The 19,746-nt window shown below is 43.8% G+C and carries 20 protein-coding genes and 1 pseudogene; 3 read left to right on the top strand and 18 right to left on the bottom strand.

The genetic code is table 11. The features are described from left to right. Window positions 1–1,120: 1,120 nt before the first annotated feature. From AM231_RS08600 to AM231_RS08575, 6 genes and pseudogenes are all read right to left on the bottom strand, one after another. On the bottom strand, window positions 1,121–1,831 hold the full coding sequence (locus AM231_RS08600; protein ID WP_054402253.1) for a DUF421 domain-containing protein: 711 nt from the start codon (window positions 1,829–1,831) through the stop codon (window positions 1,121–1,123). A 231-nt stretch (window positions 1,832–2,062) separates the two neighbouring features. Continuing rightward, window positions 2,063–2,249, bottom strand: a pseudogene (locus AM231_RS08595) (RNA polymerase sigma factor); the annotation flags it as partial. 185 nt (window positions 2,250–2,434) lie between these two features. After that, window positions 2,435–3,136 (bottom strand): ABC transporter permease, encoded by a 702-nt coding sequence (locus AM231_RS08590; RefSeq protein WP_054402252.1) that lies wholly within the window; start codon window positions 3,134–3,136, stop codon window positions 2,435–2,437. Beyond that, the gene (locus AM231_RS08585) at window positions 3,129–4,052 is read right to left on the bottom strand and encodes an ABC transporter ATP-binding protein (RefSeq protein ID WP_054402251.1); all 924 of its coding nucleotides are present in this window, start codon (window positions 4,050–4,052) and stop codon (window positions 3,129–3,131) included. The genes AM231_RS08590 and AM231_RS08585 overlap by 8 nt, the downstream gene beginning before the upstream one ends. Before the next feature lie 145 nt (window positions 4,053–4,197). Then, window positions 4,198–5,133, bottom strand: a complete 936-nt coding sequence (locus tag AM231_RS08580; RefSeq protein WP_054403580.1) for a sensor histidine kinase — start codon at window positions 5,131–5,133, stop codon at window positions 4,198–4,200. A 6-nt stretch (window positions 5,134–5,139) separates the two neighbouring features. Continuing rightward, window positions 5,140–5,835, bottom strand: coding sequence for a response regulator transcription factor (locus AM231_RS08575; protein ID WP_054402250.1), 696 nt, complete (start codon window positions 5,833–5,835; stop codon window positions 5,140–5,142). 228 nt (window positions 5,836–6,063) lie between these two features. Between AM231_RS08575 and AM231_RS29010 the strand changes: the two genes are divergently transcribed. Beyond that, a complete protein-coding gene (locus AM231_RS29010; RefSeq protein ID WP_165593381.1) occupies window positions 6,064–6,234 on the top strand; it encodes a hypothetical protein in 171 nt (56 codons plus the stop codon). A 164-nt stretch (window positions 6,235–6,398) separates the two neighbouring features. On the opposite strand, the gene AM231_RS08570 is transcribed toward AM231_RS29010, so the two are convergent. Then, the gene (locus AM231_RS08570) at window positions 6,399–6,782 is read right to left on the bottom strand and encodes a YmaF family protein (RefSeq protein WP_054402249.1); all 384 of its coding nucleotides are present in this window, start codon (window positions 6,780–6,782) and stop codon (window positions 6,399–6,401) included. A gap of 19 nt (window positions 6,783–6,801) precedes the next feature. Continuing rightward, window positions 6,802–7,563, bottom strand: a complete 762-nt coding sequence (locus AM231_RS08565) for a DUF2935 domain-containing protein (RefSeq protein WP_054403579.1) — start codon at window positions 7,561–7,563, stop codon at window positions 6,802–6,804. Window positions 7,564–8,013: 450 nt separating this feature from the next. Here AM231_RS08565 and AM231_RS08560 point away from each other — a divergent pair, with 450 nt between their 5' ends. Continuing rightward, window positions 8,014–8,433, top strand: a complete 420-nt coding sequence (locus tag AM231_RS08560) for a DUF1259 domain-containing protein (RefSeq protein WP_054402248.1) — start codon at window positions 8,014–8,016, stop codon at window positions 8,431–8,433. Window positions 8,434–8,483: 50 nt separating this feature from the next. Further along, complete coding sequence (locus tag AM231_RS08555) at window positions 8,484–8,903, top strand: DUF1259 domain-containing protein (protein ID WP_053493545.1); 420 nt, start codon at window positions 8,484–8,486, stop codon at window positions 8,901–8,903. Window positions 8,904–9,095: 192 nt separating this feature from the next. Here AM231_RS08555 and AM231_RS08550 read toward each other — a convergent pair whose 3' ends face one another. The 10 genes from AM231_RS08550 to hprK all read right to left on the bottom strand — a co-directional run bounded on the left by AM231_RS08550 (window position 9,096) and on the right by hprK (window position 19,687). Then, a complete protein-coding gene (locus AM231_RS08550) occupies window positions 9,096–9,827 on the bottom strand; it encodes a lipase family protein (protein ID WP_242615092.1) in 732 nt (243 codons plus the stop codon). A 211-nt stretch (window positions 9,828–10,038) separates the two neighbouring features. Beyond that, on the bottom strand, window positions 10,039–11,064 hold the full coding sequence (locus tag AM231_RS08545) for a lytic polysaccharide monooxygenase (protein ID WP_054402246.1): 1,026 nt from the start codon (window positions 11,062–11,064) through the stop codon (window positions 10,039–10,041). A 273-nt stretch (window positions 11,065–11,337) separates the two neighbouring features. Then, window positions 11,338–11,622 (bottom strand): hypothetical protein, encoded by a 285-nt coding sequence (locus tag AM231_RS29465; protein WP_131724725.1) that lies wholly within the window; start codon window positions 11,620–11,622, stop codon window positions 11,338–11,340. 144 nt (window positions 11,623–11,766) lie between these two features. Continuing rightward, entirely contained in the window at window positions 11,767–12,663 is an 897-nt protein-coding gene (locus AM231_RS08540; protein ID WP_054402245.1) for an AraC family transcriptional regulator, read from the bottom strand. 137 nt (window positions 12,664–12,800) lie between these two features. Beyond that, window positions 12,801–13,190 carry an iron chaperone gene (locus AM231_RS08535; RefSeq protein WP_054402244.1) on the bottom strand — a complete coding sequence of 130 codons (390 nt, stop codon included), beginning with the start codon at window positions 13,188–13,190 and terminating at the stop codon, window positions 12,801–12,803. Between the two features lie 37 nt (window positions 13,191–13,227). Further along, a complete protein-coding gene (locus AM231_RS08530) occupies window positions 13,228–13,887 on the bottom strand; it encodes a M48 family metallopeptidase (RefSeq protein WP_054402243.1) in 660 nt (219 codons plus the stop codon). Between the two features lie 129 nt (window positions 13,888–14,016). Continuing rightward, window positions 14,017–15,162 carry an oxalate decarboxylase family bicupin gene (locus AM231_RS08525; protein ID WP_054403578.1) on the bottom strand — a complete coding sequence of 382 codons (1,146 nt, stop codon included), beginning with the start codon at window positions 15,160–15,162 and terminating at the stop codon, window positions 14,017–14,019. 141 nt (window positions 15,163–15,303) lie between these two features. After that, window positions 15,304–16,935 (bottom strand): gamma-glutamyltransferase, encoded by a 1,632-nt coding sequence (gene ggt, locus AM231_RS08520; protein ID WP_054402242.1) that lies wholly within the window; start codon window positions 16,933–16,935, stop codon window positions 15,304–15,306. Between the two features lie 55 nt (window positions 16,936–16,990). Continuing rightward, complete coding sequence (locus tag AM231_RS08515) at window positions 16,991–18,343, bottom strand: uracil/xanthine transporter (protein WP_082341567.1); 1,353 nt, start codon at window positions 18,341–18,343, stop codon at window positions 16,991–16,993. 426 nt (window positions 18,344–18,769) lie between these two features. Next, window positions 18,770–19,687: an HPr(Ser) kinase/phosphatase gene (gene hprK / locus AM231_RS08510; protein WP_054402241.1), complete on the bottom strand. Its 918-nt coding sequence runs from the start codon at window positions 19,685–19,687 to the stop codon at window positions 18,770–18,772. Between the last annotated feature and the right edge of the window lie 59 nt (window positions 19,688–19,746).

Genomic DNA, 19,746 nt, shown 5'->3' with positions numbered 1-19,746 from the left:
CAATGTCCATTAAAATGACCTTAATCTCCTGCATAACCAACACCGAATATATGTTTCTATTTGTGTTAAATCGAATCCCTCATAGAACATTAGAATAACCTTCGGCGTACGCTTACCGCTTATGCCAATCAGACTATGCGGCCAATGATGCTCATGTTTGAAATTCGCCGGCGGGAAAGTCCGTCTTCCGATATCCGGCAAACAAATCCGGCTCAACCGTCAGATCGTTTTGATGAAGAATATCAAGCTCGGTACGTTATGGTGAAACCGCTGTTGCTGATCTTGCAATAAATGATTTTGAGCACTTTCGGATTAGAGGGCCGTTAAAAAGTGACAGATGTAAAAGGGTATCACAGGTCCAATAATACATGGATTTGCGATGCTTTTATGGTGTGACATAGAACCTGTCCCGCCCCTTGGTTACGGGGTTTAGTGAAATTATTTAATGACATTAAATACAACTTCTTCTTTCAATTATTGCATCTACGATCACTATCTCCTTCTAATATTTAATGTGATTAATTAAATTAATTAATCATATTACATAGTAGGCGGTCAACCTTCTAATTTCTAAGAGCCGAGTAATCCACGACTCCATTATTTCCGTGCACCCTACATAAACCTCTGCCAGAATACCTCTCTTCTACCATGTCAGCCCGCTCGATTTTTCGGTGTATGTCTTGCTAACTTGCAGCTAAATAAAAACCTCTGATTATTTCTTGGGTAATCGCAAAAAACACATCCATTCGACAGATACACGATTAACTCGGAATTACTGTCGCAGGGTCGGCAGGTGATAGCTTTGAATCGGTCGGACTTTCCGGAAGATCATTTTTATATCCAGGAAGCCGTCAAAGAATCGTTGGCTTCGAATACGCGGCTTCAACATTAGGATTCACGCTATAGACTGAAGCCATCGCACTACAGCTTGCTAAGGAGCACATCAAGATACGTAGCGTTGATCCGGGTAGCAACCACACCCTAAGGAAAGGGATAACTCCGAATTCCCCTCATCGCAATACCGTAATAAAAATATTTCTTCTCTCCGCCAGCACGAAAAAATCCTCAGGGCCGCAAAATACGTTCCTGAGGGTTCTATATTCAAAGGCATCAATTCCTACTACTCTATATCAATTGGATGTTGAATCTTATCCTTATAAAAATCCATATAGAGTTGCCCGTCAGATCCCTTTACAGCATAAAAGACATCATTAACCTTTTTACCACGAGCGTTTAATTTCTCTATGATCCAATCTGGTTGTATACTGTTCACTTTCATATTCTTTTCCAGCAGATTTCCATCCATGATAAGTTCAATGGGCATCTTTTGACTCGCATTCGATCCTTTCCTCAAGTCTTTTAAAGTTACATTTTGATGCTGCTTTTTTTTCATAACGGATATTTTTCCGTTTATCTCCAGCAATGCATACTCTATTTCACTGTAATCAAAAATATCCTTTTGTCGTAACATCTGATTTAATGTATCTATCGTTAAATTGTTTTTCTTCAAGTTATCATCAAGAATTTTTCCGCTCTCAATAATAACTGTAGGTGTGCCCTCAGCCCACATGCGAATATTACGTTTTTTCACAACGATTTTTGATAATAAATACGATGTGCCGGTAAATACGGCCAGAGAAATAACTAAATGCATTGTTTGCAGCTTTTCATTAAAGGCTAAATTTGCTGCGATTGAACCCATGACCACAGCAGTAACAAATTCATGAAAATTCATGTTGGATAATGTCTGTTTTCCTAGTATTCGCGTAATAATTAACAGAAGCACGAATGCCGAGAAGCTGCGAAACAAGATGATGGCATTTTCGACCACGATTTCCCACACTCCAAATTACATTTTAGTCATAAGTATGGGCAAATAATAGTTTCTTAAACAATCCATTATAACTATATTAGGAAATGGAGTAAAATTCTATTTAATAACTTTATTTTTTACTTTCTATCGGAATAGTTATCTTTTTATCATAGGTTTTTATATATCTATATCCCTCTAATAGCAGTTGTTCCGGCTGATTCGATGTGATAAAGGAATATGTCTGCTCCCATAGTAACTGATCGATCTTTTCATAAATGGATACAATCATGTCTTCCATGGCATCCATTGCATCATGCTCGTTTCCCATATATGAATAAGCAAGACGATAATAAGCTTCCTGATCGGCCATAACGAGTTGCAATAAAGCTTCTTTGTTTCCTTTTTTCGCTTGTTTGACAAGACGGCTTATGTACATGTTCCTCCTCCTTCCATAGATAAGAGCTGTCAAAGGCATTAAAAGTTCATTTTTGCAAAAAAACTCCACAACCATGTCATAGGGAAGTTCCTGGACCCCGGGAAGGTTGCGGAGAGCGATTAAGTTCGGTATCTGATTCGACTACATAATCGCATTATACAAAAATCCGGCTAAGTCTCTCATCGCTAAATATCACCTAATTGATTCACCTTGGCAACCGACAAGTACACACTGACTAGGCCGATAAGACTCATCACGGCGTATAACATATCCGTATTTAACGTAATATGAAGCAGTCCGGTGAAATTAGGGAATTGCGCAAGAAAAACGGCGCAAATCACAGTCGGAATAACGGCCCGCTTCCAAAGCCCGAACAAGAACAGCGGAACAAAACTAATCAGAGCGACAACGACGGAATAAATGATCGACTTGGTCGTATACGCCATGATGTCTTCCATCGTTGGTTGTCCATGAATTACGTCGAATATCTGATCAATCACGTAGGTCGTGATGCCGGATAAGACAAAAGATATGAGCGTGCACAAGAAAACCGCCAGGAAAATAAACAGCACCTTTGCCATCAGCAGTTTCTTGCGGCTGATGGGATATCCGAATGAAAGAGACATCGTTTTATTCTTATATTCTTCAATAAACACATGATTAATCATGGAAGCCCCGAACAGAACAAACCCCATTTGAATAGGCACCATCAGCTGTAAGGCACTTGCGTAGCTTTCCGTAAAACCCATAAAAGCCATATCATCAGTAAATATAACTTTAAAAAAGAAGGTCGGTAAAAACATAATAATTACCCAATAGACCATCACTTCACCAATTACTTTTTTCTGATCTAATTTTCTCCACTCGAGTTCAATCAGCTTAGCCAACCTTACCGCCCCCCTGGATTTGATGATAAAAATAGTCCTCCAGCGTACTTGTATGCTTTTGGATCTCCTCGATTTCAATATCGTTAGATAAGAGCGTTTTTGAAATGTCACGTGTGGAGCGGGTCATATCATAGATACGGATCCTTGTTTCCTTCACAATTTTAATATTGGAAATTTGAAGCTCATGTTCAAGTAAGTAGACTGTTTTCTGTACATTCGAGGTTACCAATTCGATATAATCGGTCCGCAGCTTCTGGATGTCCGCCAGTGCTACTTCATTCACCAGTTTCCCATGCTGAATCATGCCGATTCGGTCTGCCATCTGCTCTATTTCGCCCAGAATATGACTGGACAAGAGAAAGGTAATACCATATTCCTTGTTTAACATCCGGATTAATTCTCTCATATCTTTAATACCGATGGGATCCAGCCCATTCGTAGGTTCATCCAGGACAATCAGCTCAGGCTTCGTAATCATGGCCCGGACAATTCCCAAACGCTGCTTCATGCCCAGCGAGAAATCCTTCACTTTCTTGTCATTGATCCCTTGCAAATTGACCATATCCAGCGCTTGGGTGATCGCCTTTTTATCATAAAAGCCCAGATATTCACAGTGAATCCGAAGGTTCTCCATGGCCGTTAAATGCTCGAAAAAAATTGGATATTCAATGATGCTCCCGACTCGCTTCAACCCGTCTTTTGTGGATTCGGTTAGCTTCTTGGCAAATAGCATGATCTCTCCTGAAGTGGGAATGATGAGTCCGGTGATCATTTTCATAATCGTTGTTTTACCGGCCCCGTTCGGTCCGAGTAAACCGTAGGTTTCTCCTTGTTTTATCGTGAGATTAACATTCGAGGTAATCGTTTTGTCCTTTACCTTTTTGGTGAGCTCATGGGTTCGAATGACGTCGTTCATGTGCGCTTGATCCTCCCGTATAAAATCGTTCTTTGAATTACTTCCATCGTAAAGCAAGGATTGGTTGATTTTTCTTACTCATTCCTTACAAGTTTCTTAAGTTGTGAAAAAGAGGCGTTCAGACAGAACACCTCTCTTGGGAGATCTAATAGGACACTTGTTTAAAAGTACACGTAAACGTCGTTTTCTCAAACGGTGTGCTCGTTAACCGAATCGAACCTTTCATGGCCTCCGTTAAACGTTTCGAAATGCTAAGACCTAGCCCGCTTCCCTGAAAATGCGGATTTCGGGCATCATCTAAGGTATAGAGCCTTTCAAACACGCGATCTTGGTGAACTTCCATAATCCCTTTTCCGCGATCCCAAACGTCAACAGCAACCGATTCCCCTTCTTCGCGAAGTGTTAAACCAAACACGCCCCCGTCACTTCCATACCGGATCGAATTCGATATTAAGTTGCTCAGGATTCGATGCAGCGCATGTTCATTGCCAAATATGTATAATGGACACTCCGGAATTTCTAGCTCTACCCGAAGACCTTGGGATGACAGCAGCTCATAAAATTCAAGCACGCTTTGGCGACAAATCTCACCCAGCGAAATTTTGCTGAGCGGGATTTCGTAGTCTTCTGACTCGATTTTTACAAGGTCAAAAAATTGGTTAAGCAATGCACCAAGATTATTCACCTTATCGTTCAGCCGCGAAATAACCTGCTTTCTTTCTTCTTCAGTTAAAGATTCTTCCAGGTTTAGCTTCTCTGCATATCCAAGAATGACAGTTAGAGGCGTTTTCAAATCGTGGGACATATTAGAGATCATTTTCCTGAGGCTATCCTTGGTTCGGGCATAATCTGCAATCACTTTTTGGTTATAATCCAGAAGACGGTTGATTTGGATAAGAACATGTTGGATGGCTTGCTGGTCGGTTTGGAGAAGCACCTTCTCAGCGGTTTGGTGTTCGATGATGTCGGAAATTTTATTCGTTATTTGCTGTATGTTCTGATTCCATCCTCTTCGGGAAACATATTGCCAGATATTCATCAGTAGCAAAACAGCAATCACTGCGCATAGAAAATAAATTATCATTCGCTAGCCACCCAGTTTATATCCGATACCCCAAATCGTACGAATAAACTGAGGGTTTGACGGATCCTCTTCGATTTTTTCTCGAAGCCTGCGGATATGAACATTTATCACATTTTCGTTCCCATAATAATCCTCTTGCCATACGAATTGATAGATTTGCTCCTTGGTGAACACCCTGCTCTGATTCGTTAAGAACAATTTCAAAATGTGAAACTCCTTCGAGGTGAGGGGGACGTTCTGACCACGGACCTGTGCAGAGAATGTGCTTAAATCAAGATTGAGGTCATGAAATTGAATCCGATCCCCCGTCGGCTGACTCTCGGTCCGGACATATTGCGTTGCTCTGCGTATGGCAGCCTGCACTCTGGCGGTCAGCTCAATCATGGAGAACGGTTTGCTTAAATAATCATCCGCTCCAAAACCAAGTCCAAGCGCCTTATCGAGATCGCTGCCCTTAGCCGAAATAATCAAGACGGGAACGACGCTTTTTTCCCTGATCCGCTTCAGGACTTCCATGCCGTTCACTTTAGGGAGCATTAAATCGAGTAGGACGAGATCAAACTCCTCCTGATCAATGAATGATTCTGCTTCCTCTCCATCCAATGCAATGAGTACTTCATAATTTTCCTGCTTCAAATGACTTTCAATCAGCTGGCTGATATCCCTGTCGTCTTCTACAAGCAGAATACGCTTTGGCACTTATACTCCCCCCCAGGAACTTCTGTTCATAAATTAATCTACGGATCTCGCTGTTAAGTTCAATTTTGATGATTCTGCTGGGAAAGGCCACCCGATGTGGATGGCCTCTGAATGATGAAATTTTATACAAATCAAGTATAGCATAGTGTACAGACGATTGTATAAATTGGTGCGGTTTGGCGAACTGTAGTCATGCAGAGATTATTAAGACAACATGGAGGGATCGTTTTGGCGAAGAGCAAACAGCATCAAGAAGCTCATGGAATTGGACAGATTGAACAGCAGTTAAATGATCAAATGGAAGCGGCTGAAGAAATCCAGGGACAATCGAAACTCGACCGAGCAATTCATAAAACCGCGAACCGTCATGCGGATCCATTAGAGGGCAATTCAAAATAAAACCGAGGGCTTTCCGCACAAACCATTATATCCAAAAAATCCCATCGTGAAGTCATGATGGGATTTTTATTTATTGAAGAGATGCCGCTTCGTCGAGAACAGCGTTAGTTCTGAAAAGGAAACTACACGTGAATGCCTCTTCAATCCGGCATAGAAGTTACTATTTAACCCTGCTCATTACCTGTGTTTCCACTATATCGATGAGCATGTGGAATCCTGCCATCAACAGTGGTGTAACCTTCAAAATAATGATAATGCCCACCGCCCGCCAAGGGAATAGCCGGACCAGTTGTACCTCTAATCATGTGTTTGTGTTGGTCATTGAATGATGTTTGGGCATGATACTGATGGACGTGTGGAACACCACTTGGAGCTGGCTCCGTCACACCCACATAATGATGGAAGTGTCCAACATCAAAGGATGTATTACCTTCAAAGGGATGGACGTGAACGTTAACTGGTCTTCCATCCCAAGATGTAAGAAAGAGTTGATGCGAGTGTCCCGAATCGGAGCCATTGGAAACAAACCCCGTTATGGGTATTTCCATCAAATATACCTCCCTTAAATTAATGCATGATTTCTTTCTTATTTACCTTCACACCAGACAATGACCGATCGAACATATCAAGAATAAATAAGAATCGTTCAGCCTCACGAAAAACGTGATCCGCTAATAAGGGATGAATGATACTCTTGATTCGACACTCCTCAATTAAATCGCGCGCAGTCTTCTTAAAATCTCGCAATGATTTAACTGAAACACGATTTTCATCAACAAATTGACTTAGTAATGGCTGGGTTTGCGATTGTGGACGCATGGAGCTTAAGTCAATGGCTTGATACATCAACGTATCAAAGTCTTGGCTAAACTCCCTTGCTTGCTCCACTAATTTTCGTTCGGATGGATCAAGCAGATGACCGATAAATTTTGCATGGTCAGCCATGATTTTTAGAAAAAAAACATTCTCATCGATAATCGCATCAGGTAATGGTTCAAGTCTTCCGTTATTGAGTTCCTCTAACCGATTTCTAAAGTAATTTGCTTCTCGGCTAACATGATCTACAAGCAGTGGGAAATTTGTTCCCCCAGGAAGTTGGCACCGCAGTATAAGCCCAAGTACCTTTCTCTTAAATGCCCAAATGTTTGCAGCAGCATTGTGAACCTCTGAATTAAACTGTCGAATTGTTTGTGGGTCAGTATCTGCTTGAAAAGAATGCGATCTTCTTTCAATATCCTCAAAGATTGCATGAAATTGATTAGCCTCATTAATTAACTGTGTGTCTTCACATCTAAAGCCTAGTCGTAGAAAAAAGGAATGTTCTTTCATAATGCGTGACCAAAAACGTATTTCGTCTAATGATCTGACTACAAAAGGATCCGACAAACCATACCCCACCCTTCGGCATACTTAAAGACAACCATCTGTATTGGCTTGATAGCAGAGTATATGGTGATGGCATGTTTCAATATGCTATCATCCCTCACTTTACTTCTTCAATAATGGCTTTCCCCTCTCATTAATCTGCTCTGGTCACGCCTGATCGGACATCTGCCACTTCCAGCAGCACCCTTCGCCTGGAATCTTGAGTATTGGAAATTTATCACCGTTACAGATCAAGCTCAACTTATCAATGAGTCAATTACGCTATATCAATGATCTTCTGTCTATGTGAGAGCAAGGCGAGAAAAACTATTCTAAATAATCTATGTTTTGGTCCAATCCAATACTCTCCTCTAGTCATAGGATACATAGAATTTGATTAAAGGAGGATTACTAATGGCGGAACAAGTGAAGGTAAGCCCACAATTTAGAAGACTCTGTGCCCAATTTGCAAGAATCCTGGGAGGCGAATCGGAAATCGAAGAAGGTCCGGTTTGTTTTGTAACGCGTATGACTAATCTTCGAGAAACCATCCTGGGTAGAAGAACAAGATCCCCACTGGTTCAAATGCAAATGTTTTCGTTTGAATCGCTTGATAAATCGGGCCGTGCACTTTGTTTGGGTGAAACTGCTGTACATCAAAACCAGGTGAATCGATTGATTTCGAATCTTCGCAAACGTGGAATTAAAGTAACCGCCGTTCATAATCACTGGTTAAAAGAACAACCTCGCTTAATGTATATGCACTGGGAGTCTGTTAACAATCCTGTAGCATTTGCTAGAAAAACAAAAGAATCCATTGCATTCTTGGGTTAATATGGATAGCCATGTTGACTTTCTATCATTTAATGAGAGGATGATTTCGTATGGCGGAAGTACAAGCGAGTGCTCGCTTTAGAAGATTATGTAATCGATTCTCAGCTATTCTAGGCGGAACCGAGCACGAGATTACAAAAGGACCTGTTTGTTTTGTTTCGAGGAACAGAAGAATCAGAGCTACTATTCTAGGAAAACGCACCACATCTCCCTTGATCCGTTATCAATTATTCTCTTTTGAATCGTTGGATAGTTCAGGTCGTGCTCTCTGTTTAGGAGAAACAGCTCTCTTCCAAAGCCAAGTCAATCAATTGCTGACCAATCTTCGCAAGAACGGGATTAAAGTAACAGCCGTCCACAATCACTGGTTGTTTGAGAACCCTCGTCTAATGTATATTCACTGGGAGTCCATCGATGATCCCATTGCATTTGCAAGAAAAGTTAAACGTTCCATAGCTTTCTTGGGGTAATTGTGAGCCCATAGGAAGCTTGTTATAACTGACCAAGGAATCAATTCCAGATATAAAAGAAGGCTATCGGATGAGATAGCCTTCTTCTGCGTTACAATTTACCGCTTTTAGTTCCCATTCAATCTGGGGCAGCCCGGATACAGATAGAGGCTGATATGATACTTTTCTCCCTTCACCATAGCTATTCTCAAATCATTGATCCGGATAAATTTCATGAATCTTAGAGATCAAAGCTGCCGAATTCGTATTCAATACTTGATTAGAATCCGTCCACGCTGATTTCAGGAAGTACGAAGCATGAAACCGCCATCCCTGATGAATCGGATTAAACTCCATATGTATTTCACGTCCCGGCCTTCCTTGGTACACCCTGGAACCCGGCTTCCGCCAAGTGCCGATTTGAGTAATTCTGTCCCGATTTTGGCCCGTTATATATGTAAACCTGTCATTATAAGGGATGTCCTTCAAATAAAACTTAGGGCAGCCTACAGTGAACACCTGAACTCCTTGAAATTCATAATTCTGCTCCAGATATAGGCCTGTCCGATAGGCGATCACGCCTCCGGCGCTATGCCCGATTAATATCAGATGCTTCGCACCCATTGCATGTTCTCGAATAATCTCTGTCGTACTTATTACTCGCCGGGATTGCTGCCGAGTCAGATCATAGCCTGCTTGAGTCAGCTGCCTTGATAATAAACGGATAAGCGAGGAACCCTCTATACCGTTCGCCATTCCGTAGGGATAGATCACGATGATTTTTGCGTCCCGATATCTTAGAGCAATTTCGCTGGCAGCGGCCTCAAAGTTATTCTGATACGTTAATATACCAGCTATAAAGCAAACCACAGTTCGGCAGTTGTTGGTACATGTGCTGCTGGGGGATACGAACGCCTCTAACATGATGCCATCTCCCTTCTTCATTGATGGTCCAATATATAAATAGCTTGAACAGCCAATCATCCTTTTAACGTCAAGACGCTTTTTATAATAACATATCTGTACACTTCTATTTACCACCTAGACGTCCATGAGATAACAAGCTTCCTTATGATGTATTATAGACCCATTTTCTAAATAACCTGCAATAAGCCCTGAAGGGATTCAGCCTTCAGGGCTTCTCATGTCGTAAACCCTAAGGAATAACCTTCCAAACATTATTGCCGGTTGGCGTTTCCCCTAAGGTCCACCACTTGGCTTCATAATTGACACCATTGTAAGACACCTTATTTCCGCCTACGTATACTGTGGTTGCACTCCAGGCCGGGTATGTGGTCGTATTGGTGCCTGTCGTACTGACTGTTAAAACTGAAGATGCCGGAGAAGAGTTACCCGAGGCATCGATGGCTGTCACCGTAAAATTATAGGATGTACCGCTCGCCAAGCCTGTGGACGTGAAGCTAGTGGAGCTTGTCGTGCCTATCGCAGTATTGTTGCGGAATACTTGATAGCTCGCCGCATTGCTTACCGCAGACCAACTTAACGATACGCTATTGTCTGTTATGGCAGTCGAGGTTAAATTTGTAGGTGCGGCCAGTGGGCTGCCTCCACCAAAATCCACATCAACGACGTTAACATAAGCGGTAGGTGCTCCGGAAACCTCCCAAATCGCCAGAATGACATGATAACCTGTTCGTGCGGGAACGTTGCAATTCGTGGTGTGGTAGTTCGTCGGGCTTGATCCATTTAGATCCTCCTGGCAAAAAGGAGTCAAGTCAAAAGATGCTCTCGTCAGAGGTGCATTTGGATTCCAGCCTGGTTTCGTGATGAAATATTTAAAGGTGGTCGTTGCATGCGCCGCGTTCAATTGCCAGCTAAAAGGCTGCGGTCCTGCTTGAATCGGCACTTTGCTCCAACGGGTCGAAGTCTGCTCATCCAGCTTCGGAAAGGTATTGCTTGCGCTTGCAATATGGCCATCGGGCGGTCCGCCGTTAGGGAATCCTTTAGGCGCTTCCGCACTTTGCGGCTCATACGCTGCTCCGCCACAATCCGTATTGACTTTATTTTTGCATAATAGACCGCGACTCGCCGGTGAATCTAAATAACCGTGGGCGGAGCTGGTGCTGGGAAACAAAATCATCAATAACGTGAAGATGATCAGGATGCCGCAAGCACCTAACAGTTTGTGTAACAAACGGTGATCCGGTGAAGCCAAATTCATTAATCATTCCTCCTCGGGATTTAGTTTCTGACTGCGTCGAAATGGTTTTCACATGAAAATATGGGTCTAAAATCCAATTTATTCCTCGCAGATACTTATCCTAAAATTTTTATTAAAATGGAAACGCCTTACAGGCTGTCTTGCTCCCAATTTAATCGGTCCCCACGCAGTTAATAGCCATAAAAAACCGCCCAAGGGATATTCCCCTTGAACGGCGCTGCTGCTTGCTCTGCTATGAATACTTCCTTTCATCGAAACATCAAGCTTGATAATCTACTCGTTAAAGGCAATCTCTCGCATAACGACTTTGTTCCCCCATGTGGTGTTGGCGGACTTGATGTTGATTTTGATAGCCGATCCAGTCAGAGGCTGCTGGAGATTCACCTTAACCGTTTCACCCGCTTCACGCTCACCTGCACTTGTCCATGGAATCGTATATTCCACGCCTTGATCTATCCAGCTCTGTGTTGACTCATCCCAAGCGGACAGCGTAAATGCGCGTATTCCCTGGCCGTTACCATAATTGGCGGAAAGTGTGAGTTCACTACTTATATGCAATTAGATCATATTAGCATTTTTTGATGAAGTGCAATATGTTCTTGTATGCAGCAGTTTTCACTAGACTCATATAACGAGCAGAAGGGCCACCCTGATTGGGGTGACCCTGTCGTTTTAAAATGTATGACAATTCCCGTGAAGAACTCAGTTGATTCTTCTTACCGCGAACCATAGCTCAAGATAGTTCAGATTATCCTTCGCTCCATAGATTTCAAATTCCATTCCATCGATTTGCTCATACCCCGCCGTAGGCAGCCATTCAGAAAAAAATCGCTGATACATTGTATCGATCGTTTCATTAAATTGATCCCATGTAAATGGATCCGAGGAAAATACTGCCCAAGTATACGCAGGAATCGTTATCGTGGTGTATCCATGGGTTTTGCTGGATTCGCTCTTAAAAGCACAAAGCATGTAGGGAAAAGTATCCTTCTCCGTTTTTCTATAACTACATAATGCATGTACTTTATGCAAATCTACACTCACATTCCCTGGCAAGTCGCCGGCATTCCCGGCAAGTCTCTCAACCTCACCATTTGCATGAGATTGCTGCCAGAACTCTGCTGGAGTTTTAAGTTCTCCATCGCTTCCGTTGGTATGAAACACCCGCTCCATTCCAAATACTTCAAAGGATTCTTTTGTTTCGATACGATAATTCATGGCCTCTGCCCCTTTAATTGAAATAAGGAAAGAAAGCCGAGGATAGGCCTTAAGCGCAGTTCCTTCCTGACGAGCGATTGCTGGATTAACACCGTGTAACAATTGAAATGCCCTTGCAAAAGATACGGGAGATTCATAACCATACCTCATCGCGATATCGATTACCTTTTCATCGCTGTTTTGCAAATCAATGGCTGCCAGAGTAAGCCGCCTGCGTCTAATATATTCCGAGAGTGATACATTTGTAATGAAAGAGAACATCCTTTGAAATTGATATGACGAACAACAAGCTTGCTTGGCAACCTCAGACAATTCAATCTCTCCGCACAGATTCATTTCAATGTAATCCAGCGCCCTATTCATTCTCGCAAGCCAATCCATCTCTTTCCCTCCTTTCAATCAAAGTATAGTGCAGCAGCAATCGCTGTTTCGCAACAGTTTGTGCACTTAAAAGTTGTGCGCTGTCATCATGCCAAAAACTACGATTCGCCAGCTCACCCCAGCTTAAATGATATCTGCTACTTCTTCTTCGATGATTTCCTCTTAGCTTTAGCGATATTCTCGCCCACCCTGAACTTTACAATTTTCGTTATCAGATCGTATGGGATAGGTTTGCCAAGCGGAAATTGTATGGTTCCTTTACCTGTAATATAAGGAGCCAGTTCCTGCTCAAACTCTGATATGCCACTTGGCGCCGGGTAGAAGCCGATATGATTCTTGAAAGCCGCAAAGTGGACAACATTACCCTGCTGCCAATACGTTGGCATTTGATAACCGATCTTCTCGTTCGCCTCGGGTGCAGCTTCTCGGATTACTCGCCTGATGGACTCCAAGATTTCTTGGATGTCAGCCGGGAAGGTTGAGATATAATGGTCAATCGACTCGTACGTAACTTTATTCTTATCCATGGCCGTGGCCTCCCTCTTCACCTCATACATTACATGCTTACAATGTCATAGCTTGCCCATATCTTGCCAGAAAAGCTTCTTTCTCCTTGTAGTCCTTCATCACGCTGCCAACACGTCGCCAGAAGGAACGATCATGATTCATATGGAGAATATGGCACAGCTCATGGATAACGACATAGTCAATGACTTCTAACGGTGCCATCGCCAGGCGGTAATTGAAGGTAAGATGCTTGGATGAATTACAGCTGCCCCACTTCGTCTGAGATTCTTCGATGGTGTATGATTTAGGATGGACCTTTAACTGCTGTTGATAGATTTTAATACGTTCGCCGATCACCTTCTTAAGACTTACGAAGTAGAACTTCTTCAGATCTTGCTGGAGTTCTCCCTGGGTTCGTCCATTTGTTTCGATTAACTCATGGAGGGGATAGTATTTCCCCAGATGAAGGAACTTTCCTTGGCCCTCTTCGTCATATGCTTTAACCTTGGGAGCCGTACGAGCAGCTTCCAGGGCGTGCAATTGCTTCAAAATCTTGCTCTCATACTGCTTCACCGTATGGATGATCACTTCATCTTCCGTGCGATTGGGTGCTTTTACGATAAGCAAGCCTGAAGCATGAAGCTCAATTGAGATTTTCTTACGTGAGCTGTATTCGACATGGCATTCAATCTGCTGAGAACCTAGATCAATTTTCATGATATCCACTTCACTTCTAGTTGGTTTTAATTCTATTATCAGAATGGAGGCCAAGAATTGCAAGCCATACAATAAGAATAGCCTTGACCTCAGCGGTATGCGAGGTCAAGGCTACAATGCTTCGTATGATTATTTTTTATGCTTTACGTTAGGGCTTTTTTCTTTCGGAAGCTTCTCAATAAAGGAATCATCCAGGTTCAGGTGTTCCTTCAGCAGATATGGTGGCGTTTGAGACATCCACTGTGTAAGAGAAAGATCCGCGAAATAATCACTTCTGAACATTTCCAGGAATTTAAGAGGCTTATCACCGGTATTCTGGATGTAGTGTCCCATGGCAAATGGCACATAACCTACATCTCCGGCTTGATAGTCATAGGTGCGGGCCTTACCGCCAGAAGCGAATACCGTCATTCTTCCTTGTCCTTCCAGATAATATTGCCACTCATCTGCGTTAGGATGCCAATGCAGCTCTCGCATACCACCTGGCTCCACTTCCACCAGAGCAGCCGCCACGGTTTTGGAAACAGGGAAGTTCTTCGAATCGGCAATCCATACCTTGCCGCCGCAAGTCTCAATAGGCTTCTGCTCTGTAAGCTTGTAGCTGAAGGATTCTTTCACCGAATCATTAAGATCCCTCGGCAGCTCTTGAATGATAGGACCTGGCACTTCTCCTTGATACATATAAACTTCTTGTTTAGGTATCTTGTCAAAGGTCTCTTCACAGACACCAAAATTTGCAGCCAGTACATCTTTAGGCGTATGCGAGAACCAGTCAGTAATCGAGAATGTACTGTTCTCGGAGAAGCTGCCGTCATCAAAGACCAATATAAATTCCACACCTTCGCTCAGGCCTTTGATGGAGTGCGGGATTCCTGGAGGGAAATACCACAAGTCGCCTTCCCCGACATCATCTACGAAGTAGCTGCCATCCGGATTAATCGCTGTGATACGTGCTTTTCCTTTGATAATAAAGGACCATTCTGCTTCTTTGTGCCAATGAAGCTCACGAACTCCGCCTGGCTCCAGGTGCATATTAACGCCGGCAATTTCAGTCGACGCTGGCAATTCCCTAACCGTTACTTCACGGGACCAACCTCCATGCTCTACGCGCATATGGGAGTCCGCATAGGAGAATTTCAGGTTCGGCATTGTACCATGGTCCGTATCTGGGGGTACCAGAATATCAGGATTTTGCAAGTCCCTGGCGACGTTACGAGCGCCCCAGATATCGCCGCCCCGGTCTCCCTTTTTCGGCTGAGGTGTATTTTCGCCCATACACTCGTGATTCTTGTTATTCTGGTTCATTGGGTTGTGCATGTCATTCTTCATATTGTTATCATTATTGTTCATGTTATTATTCATATTATATCACCTTTCTTTATTGGAATAGTTGGATATCATATCGCAGTTTGCCTGTTAGTCGCCAATAGCTAGTCCATCCGCTCGTGGGTCAGCACCTGCTTCGAGATGATCCGGCCAAATGCGAATTGCTTGGGCATGACCCATTAAATCACTGAAATTTTCGATAATCTCCACATTTTCATGTCCTAATTCACGCAGCTTGTCCGCTATTTTCTCCTCGTATCTTCCTTCCAGCCTCAAGCCCCTGACGTGGTCGCCCCAGGTTCTGCCAAGGAGCCACCGCGGTGCATCTATAGCTTCTTGAACCGAATATCCCTGATCCAGTACGCGCATGATGATCAGTGCTTGCGTCTGGGGTTCTCCGTCACCACCCATGGCGCCGACCACCATTTCAGGTTGATCTTCCTTAAGAACCATGGAGCACGTCAGCGTATGAGCAGGCCGTTTATTGGGCTCTAACCGATCTCTGGCCATCGGGTCCAAGGAGAAATGAGTTCCCCGGTTTTGCAGAAGAATTCCGGTATCACCTGCAACCAGTCCGGAGCCCCATTCCCAGTATAAGCTCTGGATCACGCCGACTACGTTCCCTTCTTCATCAGCAGCACAGGAGAACGTCGTATCTCCTTTTTTGCCAAAGCCTGTTTCCGGCGGTCCAAGAGATGGATTGTGCATCTGCTTGAACCGATCACGGAAATAATCCTTGCTCAGTAACGTATCCAGCGGGATATGATTAAAATTCGGATCATCCAAATAGGTATCCCGATCTTTGAAGGAGAAGGCCGTTGCGCGAGTAAAATGATCAATGAAATCACTTTCGCTTTCCTTCATCTGCTTAACATTCATATGTTCCATCATGCCAAGAATTTGCAAGGTAACAAACCCGGCGGAGTTTGGCGGCGGAGCAAGAACCTTCCAATCTCGATAGCTCACTTCCACAGGTTCCGTCCAATCGACCTGGTGGTTTGCAAAGTCTTCCGGTGTCAGAAATCCACCCTGCTCCTGCAGAAAGTCGCATATGCGTTTGGCTATGTCGCCTTTATAGAAGACATCGAAGCCACCTTCCGCAATCTGTTCCAGGGTCTTTGCCAGATTCGGATTTCTCATAATGTCACTAGCCACGTATGGAGCTACTCCATTTTTCAAAAACGTTTTGGCTGTAGTGGGGTAGGTCCTCAATAAGTCGATAGCAAATTCTGAGAATCTCGCTACAGAATCGCCGACTGGAAAACCATTCTTAGCATAATCGATAGCAGGTTCGAGACATCGGGATAATGGCAGCTTGCCAAATTTACGATGCGCTTCAATCCAACCACTCACGGCTCCCGGAACCGTATTAGCTGCCTTGGCACCACGTACATCAATCTCGTCCTTCCCGGAGAAATCGGACATGGAGACATTTGATGCTGATTTGCCTGATGCGTTCAGGGAGTGTGTCTTTCCTGTTTTTGCATCGTAGATCAGCCAGAATGCATCGCCGCCAGCGCCCGTCATATGAGGGAATACGACACCAAGTACACTGTTAGCTGCAACCATGGCATCCACTGCGCTGCCACCCTCATTAAGAATTCGATTAGCAGCCATTGATGCCAAGTTGCTTGGTGTAGCTACTGCTGACTTCCTGGCTATACAAGATCTTCCGTAACGGGGATCGATATCCCGTCCTATCTTGTACGTGTTCGTATTCATCTGCTCACCTTCCTAATATAGAGTTGCTTCCAGTGGAATAGGAAACATTAGTGTACTATTTAACCGAATTATTCGTGATTAAACTCTTATTTTGGTTTTTATCTCCTTTTTCTTGGATCTTGTCCCATGGAATGATGTTTTCCAGCACCAAAGCTAACGTAATTCCAACGAGCAGACCATTATGAATAAAAGGCTGAATATACGTTGGAATGCTGGCAAAATAGGACTCTGGGAACGTCATAATCACGACGGCTACAAAGATCGGTATAGCTGACCGGTATACGTTGCGTTTGTTGAATTTCACCTTTTTCAAGAAATCGAGCGAAGACATCAGCAGCTGTAGATAAGAGACGAACAACACAGTGCTACCCACGCTTAACGGAATATTAGAGAAAAAATGAGCGACAGGCGGAAACACGCCCATCATGAGAAATAGCACCCCACCAATGATAAAAGGCATTCGATGAATAATGCCGGATTGCTTTAAGAATCCGATCGAAGATACGAACGGAGCATACGGAACCAACCCCAATAATCCGCTTATTCCCGTGAATATGCCGGATATGATGAGGCTCGCGCTAAACTGTTTTTTGCTGGTATCGCTTTCGTACAGATCTTCTGTACCCTTCAAGGCGCCAAAGGTGTTCGCCAAATTGAGAATACCTGTTACCACAGCCACAATAATAATGCCGATATTGAATTCCGGTTTCCCCAACAAAAAGAAATCAAAGGTAAACGATGAACTACTCTCCACGGTCTTCTCTTCGCCCAAGAAAATAGCGAATGCAGCCCAGCCTATGACAATGCCGATGAGGAGAGAATATTTACTGATCTTGTTTGGCAGGGTCACATTAACAACAACCATGAGCAGCATCATAATGATGGACAGAATGGCAATACTCCCTACAATCGAAACGTTGTCAGGCGTGTTGCCCATGGGGATTCCCAACATCCCTTTGAGAAAAATTTGAATTAGCTGGAAGCCGAATAGAAGCATGAACACGCCCATCACGCCAGGCTTGAATAATTTGGCAAGCGCGGTCCCCCAGCCGAATATGCCGACGACCACCGTGATGGCTGCAGAGATTAGAATCCCCACGGCAAGGCTGCCCCCCAACTCACCCAAGGAAATCCCTTGAGCGGTGGCAATGCTTACCGTAGTCAAGATCATCCCCCACCACAAACCGGATTGCCCTTCCAGAATGGCCCTGCGGTGTCCCCATAATGCTTGAAAGACGCATGCGCACCCCGTCACGATAAAGGATAGCTGCAGCGTCGTCATAATTGCATTATCCGATAATTGGAACGCCTTTCCTACGGTGACTGGAATAATAACGATGTTGGCAAATATGAAAAATAACCACTGCAGTCCCGCAACCCAATTTTCTGTTTTTTTCAATTCTCCCATTCGGATGATCCTCCTAACGATGATGTATATACTTATGTCTGTAAAGCTAACCGCATTCAGCCAGAAATCCGGGAATGCGCACGATGCGTGGTTCGGGGTATGCTTAGTGACTGCTGCTATATGCCCCTGGATGACGCGTTCCAATCACTCGTCCATTTATCTAAACAGCAAGTACATGGCTCATATGTATGTTTAACATACAATTCTTTGTAATTACCCACTTCTGACAAACTTAATTAAGTGAGCTAGTATCTTTTGTTCCACCTTGAGGTTTTGCCAACCAGATTATGCATGAAGATGCGCTCGTTGGCATAACAAAATAGACCCTATTCGGGTCTATACCTTTTGAAATATACTTGGCGATAAAAAAGGTATGTTTGTTGCCTGATGACATTGTTAAGCGTAAATCTCAGATTGTTGTGCCTATCACGATTGCATCTCATCCTCGACTCGTTTCATAAACTCTTCGGCTGCGCTGTAGCCCAGTTGGCGAAGATACCAATTGTTCGCAGCTGCCTCGATCAGACTGGCGACATCCCGTCCCGGCTGAAGCTGTACCTCGATATGCGGAATCTGAATGCCCAAATATTCTGTGAATTGGGGCACTGCCTCCAGCTCATTATTCAATGAGTCCTCTTTCCATGGACATAACTCGATATCCAGTACAATGCGTGTTTCGTCCTGAAAGGCCGTCCGTCCATATTGACGCACGACATTGATCAGCCCAATGCTTCGCAGTGCGAGGAATTCACGGGTGATCTCATTATGAGTTCCCAGAAGCGTCGCCGGCCCCAGCTTCTTGAGAACGACGATATCGTCAGCAACAAACCGATGCCCTCTTCTAATAAGCGTATGGGCCGTTTCACTTTTGCCAATACCCGATTTGCCTCTAAGCAAGATCCCTATGCCGGATACGTTCACGCATACCGCATGTATCGACATTTCTGGCGCCAACGCCTTCACTAAATAACCGTTCAGCTTGGCAATAAACTCCGTTGTTGTCTCCGTTGTTCGGAGCAATGGAATGCCCTCCTGATTGCAAAACAGCGTCAGATAGGGAATTTCCTGCTGTCCCGATGTTACGATGAAGCATGGCGGATGGTATTTGACGATATTTCCTATATGCAGCATGCGTTCTTCCACGCTTAGTGTCAATAAATAAGTAATCTCCTTACGGCCAAGCACTTGAACTCGCTCCATAGGAAAGAAATCGAAGTACCCAACGAACTCAAGCCCGGGTCGGTGCGTCTGATGACGGGTAATCATACGTTCCATCCCCTCTGCCCCTGCAAGTACTTCCAAATGAAACATGTCCGTAAGACTTTGAACAGAAATCGACTTCATATGGTTGTTCTCCTCCTGCGGTTTAGGTATATCTCTCTTCACCTGCATTCCGTTATATT

It is taken from the genome of Paenibacillus solani (assembly GCF_001277345.1).
Taxonomy (GTDB): Bacteria; Bacillota; Bacilli; order Paenibacillales; family Paenibacillaceae; genus Paenibacillus_AQ; species Paenibacillus_AQ solani.
Note: the sequence above shows the minus strand (reverse complement) of the source record. Positions and strands in the feature narration are given on the sequence as shown.

Bases quoted from the DNA above. Each gene is read 5' to 3' on its own strand.
- AM231_RS08560 (WP_054402248.1), top strand. From the start codon at position 8,014: ATGGCGGAACAAGTGAAGGTAAGCCCACAATTTAGAAGACTCTGTGCC.
- AM231_RS08565 (WP_054403579.1), bottom strand. From the start codon at position 7,563: ATGAAAGAACATTCCTTTTTTCTACGACTAGGCTTTAGATGTGAAGAC.
- ggt (WP_054402242.1), bottom strand. From the start codon at position 16,935: ATGAATACGAACACGTACAAGATAGGACGGGATATCGATCCCCGTTAC.
- AM231_RS08555 (WP_053493545.1), top strand. From the start codon at position 8,484: ATGGCGGAAGTACAAGCGAGTGCTCGCTTTAGAAGATTATGTAATCGA.
- AM231_RS08545 (WP_054402246.1), bottom strand. From the start codon at position 11,064: ATGAATTTGGCTTCACCGGATCACCGTTTGTTACACAAACTGTTAGGT.
- AM231_RS08530 (WP_054402243.1), bottom strand. From the start codon at position 13,887: ATGAAAATTGATCTAGGTTCTCAGCAGATTGAATGCCATGTCGAATAC.
- AM231_RS08515 (WP_082341567.1), bottom strand. From the start codon at position 18,343: ATGGGAGAATTGAAAAAAACAGAAAATTGGGTTGCGGGACTGCAGTGG.
- hprK (WP_054402241.1), bottom strand. From the start codon at position 19,687: ATGAAGTCGATTTCTGTTCAAAGTCTTACGGACATGTTTCATTTGGAA.
- AM231_RS08550 (WP_242615092.1), bottom strand. From the start codon at position 9,827: ATGAAGAAGGGAGATGGCATCATGTTAGAGGCGTTCGTATCCCCCAGC.
- AM231_RS08585 (WP_054402251.1), bottom strand. From the start codon at position 4,052: ATGAACGACGTCATTCGAACCCATGAGCTCACCAAAAAGGTAAAGGAC.
- AM231_RS08525 (WP_054403578.1), bottom strand. From the start codon at position 15,162: ATGGGCGAAAATACACCTCAGCCGAAAAAGGGAGACCGGGGCGGCGAT.
- AM231_RS08535 (WP_054402244.1), bottom strand. From the start codon at position 13,190: ATGGATAAGAATAAAGTTACGTACGAGTCGATTGACCATTATATCTCA.
- AM231_RS08570 (WP_054402249.1), bottom strand. From the start codon at position 6,782: ATGGAAATACCCATAACGGGGTTTGTTTCCAATGGCTCCGATTCGGGA.
- AM231_RS08540 (WP_054402245.1), bottom strand. From the start codon at position 12,663: ATGGATTGGCTTGCGAGAATGAATAGGGCGCTGGATTACATTGAAATG.